The following is a 1,330-nucleotide window of genomic DNA, read 5'->3' as shown; positions in this document are numbered from 1 at the left end:
TGAATCGCACCGGAGTTTCCGGAGACTTCATCCTTTGGGAAAGATGGAGTCATGTCGTCAGCAACGAACAAGAGGTACCCACCCGAGCTGCGTGAGCGGGCGGTTCGGATGGTCGCAGAAGTCCAACACGAGTACCCGTCGGAGTGGGCAGCGGTCGAATCCGTCGCCGACAAACTCGGCATCGGAACAGCGCAAACGTTGCTCAACTGGATCCGGAAGGCGCAAACCGACGCCGGCGAACGACCCGGTGTGACGAGTGAGATGGCAGCGGAAATGCGCAAACTTCGAGCCGAAAATCGGGAACTCAAGCGTGCCAACGAAATCCTGAAGTCGGCGTCGGTTTTCTTCGCAGCGGAGCTCGACCGCAACAACAAGTGATCATCGACTTCATCAACCGATACAAAAGCGAGTACGGCGTCGAGCCGATTTGCAGGGTGCTCACCGAGCATGGCTGTGCAATCGCGCCGTCCACCTACTACGACACCCTCAACCGTTCTGCGTCTCGGCGGGCGGTTCGCGACGAAGAACTGAAGATCGAGATCAGCCGTGTGCATGCCGAGAATTATTCGGTCTACGGTGCCCGCAAGGTATGGCTGGAGATGCGTCGAGAGGGCATCGACGTGGCGCGGTGCACGGTCGAACGGTTGATGGGCGTTCTCGGGCTCGAGGGTGCGCGGCGAGGGAAGACCAAACGCACCACCGTCGCTGATCCGCAAGGCCGTCGTGCGGATGATCTGGTGCAGCGAAAGTTCAACCCGGTGGCGCCAAACATGTTGTGGGTAGCCGACTTCACATATGTATCCACTTGGTCGGGCTGGGTCTATGTCGCATTCGTGATCGATGCATACTCACGCAGAATCCTGGGTTGGAGGACTGCGACGACGATGACGACACCGTTGGTGCTCGATGCGATCGAGCACGCGATCTGGACCCGCGGACGAGAAGGGATAACCGATCTGTCCGGGCTCATTCACCACAATGACCGCGGGTCGCAATACACGTCAATTGCGTTCACCGACAGGCTCATTGAGGTTGGTATCGATGCCTCGATCGGGGCTACCGGGTCGAGTTACGACAACGCTCTCGCCGAGACGATCAACGGGCTTTACAAGACCGAGTTGATCAAACCTCGCGGGCCGTGGCGAACGGTCGAACAGGTGGAAATTGCTACCTTGGAGTGGGTGGACTGGTTCAACCACCGACGGCTTTACGAGCATTGCGGCGATGTTCCTCCGGCTGAACTCGAGGAGTTCTACTACGGTGAACACAGAACTACGCGAATTGCGGAGTTCTCAAATCAGTAAGTCTCCGGACTCGCCGGTGCGATTCA

At 58.3% G+C, this 1,330-nt stretch carries 1 protein-coding gene and 1 other annotated feature; the gene reads left to right on the top strand.

Translation table 11 applies throughout. The annotated features are described in order from the left end of the window. The first annotated feature begins 51 nt into the window (after positions 1-51). Positions 52-1,304, top strand: a protein-coding gene (locus MTX36_RS29405) for an IS3 family transposase (RefSeq protein WP_243623190.1) whose coding sequence is annotated in 2 segments (ribosomal slippage) — positions 52-340 and positions 340-1,304 — 1,254 coding nt in all. Because the reading frame shifts where the segments join, the coding sequence is not laid out codon by codon here. Next, positions 339-467 (top strand) — a sequence feature (AL1L pseudoknot). Its footprint overlaps the gene before it by 129 nt. Positions 1,305-1,330: the final 26 nt, after the last annotated feature.

Source organism: Rhodococcus sp. ARC_M6 (assembly GCF_022810305.1).
Taxonomy (GTDB): Bacteria; Actinomycetota; Actinomycetes; order Mycobacteriales; family Mycobacteriaceae; genus Rhodococcus_F.
Note: the sequence above shows the minus strand (reverse complement) of the source record. Positions and strands in the feature narration are given on the sequence as shown.